This is a genomic window from Bradyrhizobium sp. DOA9 (assembly GCF_000617845.2).
Taxonomy (GTDB): Bacteria; Pseudomonadota; Alphaproteobacteria; order Rhizobiales; family Xanthobacteraceae; genus Bradyrhizobium.
In genome coordinates this window covers 1-5189 of sequence record NZ_DF820425.1, presented here as the reverse complement: position 1 = coordinate 5189, position 5189 = coordinate 1, and the positions used below count along the sequence as shown (strand labels likewise).

Annotated in this window: 1 protein-coding gene; it reads left to right on the top strand. The window is 66.9% G+C overall.

All coding sequences use genetic code 11. The annotated features are described in order from the left end of the window. On the top strand, window positions 1–5189 hold a 5189-nt coding region (locus BDOA9_RS00005), incomplete at both ends, for a DUF5801 repeats-in-toxin domain-containing protein (protein WP_025031893.1).

Below are 5189 nucleotides of genomic sequence, written 5' to 3'. Positions count from 1 at the left end.
CACGCCGAGCCTTGCAAGCACCACGGTGAGCGGACTGTTGCCCGTGACGCTCAACGTACCGGGTGGCGTTCAGTCGTTGACCTTCGCGCTGTCGGTGAGCTCACCGGGCGTGGATTCCGGTCTCATCGACTCGGCAACGGGTCAGCACGTTCTGCTGTCGGTCGGCGCCGGCGGTGTCGTGGAAGGTCGCACTGCCGGTGGCGGCGCCCTGGTGTTCACGGTCTCCGTGGATGCAGCGGGCAATGTGACACTGACGGAATTGCGCGCTGTGCACGAGCTGACGCCGGGCGATTCCAACGAAGGGATTTCGCTGCCGGCCGGGTTGGTGACCCTCACGGTAACGGTGACTGACAACAGCAACCAGAGCTCGAGCGCGAGCGTAGATGTCGGTCCGCATCTGACAATTTTGGACGACGGCCCGGTTGCGGCGATCGCGGCGACGGAAGTGACCGTGACGGTGGACGAGTCTGCGGGCGTGCAGGGCAACGAGGTTGCCGGCCCGCTGGTGTTCGCGGGCGTCGCGAACCCCGGGACGGACCTGCCGGCGGCGCAGTATGCGCAGAGCGTCGGTGCGGTGGTGAGCTCAGCCGGCTCTGTGACGGGAGCTGACGGCGCAAAGGAGCCGCTGTTCTCGCTGGCGATCGCCAATGCGAACTCCGGGCTGACGACGACGGACGGTCATGCGATCCAGCTGTTCCTGGAGAACGGGATCGTGGTCGGCCGCTACGACTCGAACGGGTCCGGGACGATCACGGCTGCGGACAATGCGGCGTTTGCGGTTGCGATCGATGCGAGCACGGGCGTGCTGAGCGTCGTGCAATATGTGTCGCTGCACCACGACTCGCCGGATACGCCGGCCGACATCAGCGAGGCGCTGAACCTCGGCAGCACGATCAATGCGGTCGTGACGGTGACGGACGGAGACGGCGACGTGGCGACGTCATCGACCGCGATCGGAAGCGCGGTGCATCTCCTCGACGACGGCCCGTTTGCGGCGATCGCGGTGACGGAAGTGACCGTGACGGTGGACGAGTCTGCGGGCGTGCAGGGCAACGAGGTTGCCGGCCCGCTGGTGTTTGCGGGCGTCGCGAACCCCGGGACGGACCTGCCGGCGGCGCAGTATGCGCAGAGTGTCGGTGCGGTGGTGAGCTCGGCCGGCTCTGCGGTTGGTGCGGACCAGGAGGGCGCGACGACGCTGTTCTCGCTGGCGATCGCCAATGCGAACTCCGGGCTGACGACGACGGATGGCCATGCGATCCAGCTGTTCCTGGAGAACGGGATCGTGGTCGGCCGCTACGATTCGAACGGGTCCGGGACGATCACGGCTGCGGACAATGCGGCGTTTGCGGTTGCGATCGATGCGAGCACGGGCGTGCTGAGCGTCGTGCAATATGTGTCGCTGCACCACGACTCGCCGGATACGCCGGCCGACATCAGCGAGGCACTGAACCTCGGCAGCACGATCAATGCGGTCGTGACGGTGACGGACGGAGACGGTGACGTGGCGACGTCATCGACCGCGATCGGAAGCGCGGTGCGTCTCCTCGACGACGGCCCGTTTGCGGCGATCGCGGTGACGGAAGTGACCGTGACGGTGGACGAGTCTGCGGGCGTGCAGGGCAACGAGGTTGCCGGCCCGCTGGTGTTTGCGGGCGTCGCGAACCCCGGGACGGACCTGCTGGCGGCGCAGTATGCGCAGAGTGTCGGTGCGGTGGTGAGCTCGGCCGGCTCTGCGGTTGGTGCGGACCAGGAGGGCGCGACGACGCTGTTCTCGCTGGCGATCGCCAATGCGAACTCCGGGCTGACGACGACGGATGGCCATGCGATCCAGCTGTTCCTGGAGAACGGGATCGTGGTCGGCCGCTACGACTCGAACGGGTCCGGGACGATCACGGCTGCGGACAATGCGGCGTTTGCGGTTGCGATCGATGCGAGCACGGGCGTGCTGAGCGTCGTGCAATATGTGTCGCTGCACCACGACTCGCCGGATACGCCGGCCGACATCAGCGAGGCGCTGAACCTCGGCAGCACGATCAATGCGGTCGTGACGGTGACGGACGGAGACGGTGACGTGGCGACGTCATCGACCGCGATCGGAAGCGCGGTGCATCTCCTCGACGACGGCCCGTTTGCGGCGATCGCGGTGACGGAAGTGACCGTGACGGTGGACGAGTCTGCGGGCGTGCAGGGCAACGAGGTTGCCGGCCCGCTGGTGTTTGCGGGCGTCGCGAACCCCGGGACGGACCTGCCGGCGGCGCAGTATGCGCAGAGTGTCGGTGCGGTGGTGAGCTCGGCCGGCTCTGCGGTTGGTGCGGACCAGGAGGGCGCGACGACGCTGTTCTCGCTGGCGATCGCCAATGCGAACTCCGGGCTGACGACGACGGATGGCCATGCGATCCAGCTGTTCCTGGAGAACGGGATCGTGGTCGGCCGCTACGACTCGAACGGGTCCGGGACGATCACGGCTGCGGACAATGCGGCGTTTGCGGTTGCGATCGATGCGAGCACGGGCGTGCTGAGCGTCGTGCAATATGTGTCGCTGCACCACGACTCGCCGGATACGCCGGCCGACATCAGCGAGGCGCTGAACCTCGGCAGCACGATCAATGCGGTCGTGACGGTGACGGACGGAGACGGTGACGTGGCGACGTCATCGACCGCGATCGGAAGCGCGGTGCGTCTCCTCGACGACGGCCCGTTTGCGGCGATCGCGGTGACGGAAGTGACCGTGACGGTGGACGAGTCTGCGGGCGTGCAGGGCAACGAGGTTGCCGGCCCGCTGGTGTTTGCGGGCGTCGCGAACCCCGGGACGGACCTGCTGGCGGCGCAGTATGCGCAGAGTGTCGGTGCGGTGGTGAGCTCGGCCGGCTCTGCGGTTGGTGCGGACCAGGAGGGCGCGACGACGCTGTTCTCGCTGGCGATCGCCAATGCGAACTCCGGGCTGACGACGACGGATGGCCATGCGATCCAGCTGTTCCTGGAGAACGGGATCGTGGTCGGCCGCTACGACTCGAACGGGTCCGGGACGATCACGGCTGCGGACAATGCGGCGTTTGCGGTTGCGATCGATGCGAGCACGGGCGTGCTGAGCGTCGTGCAATATGTGTCGCTGCACCACGACTCGCCGGATACGCCGGCCGACATCAGCGAGGCGCTGAACCTCGGCAGCACGATCAATGCGGTCGTGACGGTGACGGACGGAGACGGCGACGTGGCGACGTCATCGACCGCGATCGGAAGCGCGGTGCGTCTCCTCGATGACGGCCCGTTTGCGGCGATCGCGGTGACGGAAGTGACCGTGACGGTGGACGAGTCTGCGGGCGTGCAGGGCAACGAGGTTGCCGGCCCGCTGGTGTTTGCGGGCGTCGCGAACCCCGGGACGGACCTGCCGGCGGCGCAGTATGCGCAGAGCGTCGGTGCGGTGGTGAGCTCGGCCGGCTCTGCGGTTGGTGCGGACCAGGAGGGCGCGACGACGCTGTTCTCGCTGGCGATCGCCAATGCGAACTCCGGGCTGACGACGACGGACGGTCATGCGATCCAGCTGTTCCTGGAGAACGGGATCGTGGTCGGCCGCTACGACTCGAACGGGTCCGGGACGATCACGGCTGCGGACAATGCGGCGTTTGCGGTTGCGATCGATGCGAGCACGGGCGTGCTGAGCGTCGTGCAATATGTGTCGCTGCACCACAACTCGCCGGATACGCCGGCCGACATCAGCGAGGCGCTGAACCTCGGCAGCACGATCAATGCGGTCGTGACGGTGACGGACGGCGACGGCGACGTGGCGACGTCATCGACCGCGATCGGAAGCGCGGTGCGTCTCCTCGACGACGGCCCGTTTGCGGCGATCGCGGTGACGGAAGTGACCGTGACGGTGGACGAGTCTGCGGGCGTGCAGGGCAACGAGGTTGCCGGCCCGCTGGTGTTCGCGGGCGTCGCGAACCCCGGGACGGACCTGCCGGCGGCGCAGTATGCGCAGAGCGTCGGTGCGGTGGTGAGCTCGGCCGGCTCTGCGGTTGGTGCGGACCAGGAGGGCGCGACGACGCTGTTCTCGCTGGCGATCGCCAATGCGAACTCCGGGCTGACGACGACGGACGGTCATGCGATCCAGCTGTTCCTGGAGAACGGGATCGTGGTCGGCCGCTACGACTCGAACGGGTCCGGGACGATCACGGCTGCGGACAATGCGGCGTTTGCGGTTGCGATCGATGCGAGCACGGGCGTGCTGAGCGTCGTGCAATATGTGTCGCTGCACCACAACTCGCCGGATACGCCGGCCGACATCAGCGAGGCGCTGAACCTCGGCAGCACGATCAATGCGGTCGTGACGGTGACGGACGGCGACGGCGACGTGGCGACGTCATCGACCGCGATCGGAAGCGCGGTGCGTCTCCTCGACGACGGCCCGTTTGCGGCGATCGCGGTGACGGAAGTGACCGTGACGGTGGACGAGTCTGCGGGCGTGCAGGGCAACGAGGTTGCCGGCCCGCTGGTGTTCGCGGGCGTCGCGAACCCCGGGACGGACCTGCCGGCGGCGCAGTATGCACAGAGCGTCGGTGCGGTGGTGAGCTCGGCCGGCTCTGCGGTTGGTGCGGACCAGGAGGGCGCGACGACGCTGTTCTCGCTGGCGATCGCCAATGCGAACTCCGGGCTGACGACGACGGACGGTCATGCGATCCAGCTGTTCCTGGAGAACGGGATCGTGGTCGGCCGCTACGACTCGAACGGGTCCGGGACGATCACGGCTGCGGACAATGCGGCGTTTGCGGTTGCGATCGATGCGAGCACGGGCGTGCTGAGCGTCGTGCAATATGTGTCGCTGCACCACAACTCGCCGGATACGCCGGCCGACATCAGCGAGGCGCTGAACCTCGGCAGCACGATCAATGCGGTCGTGACGGTGACGGACGGCGACGGCGACGTGGCGACGTCATCGACCGCGATCGGAAGCGCGGTGCGTCTCCTCGATGACGGCCCGAAATTCATTTCATCGACGAATCTTATTTTCGCCAACTCGACAGGTGTCGGAACTGGAATCTATCAGTACAACATTGGTGCCGACAACTATACAGCCTACGATTTGACCCACTCGGACTTTGGACCGATCACACTCTCCGGCAGTGTCGCTGCGAATGCGATTACCAACAGTACTGTGACGTGGTCGTCTGAAACCGCATCAAGTGCCGTTT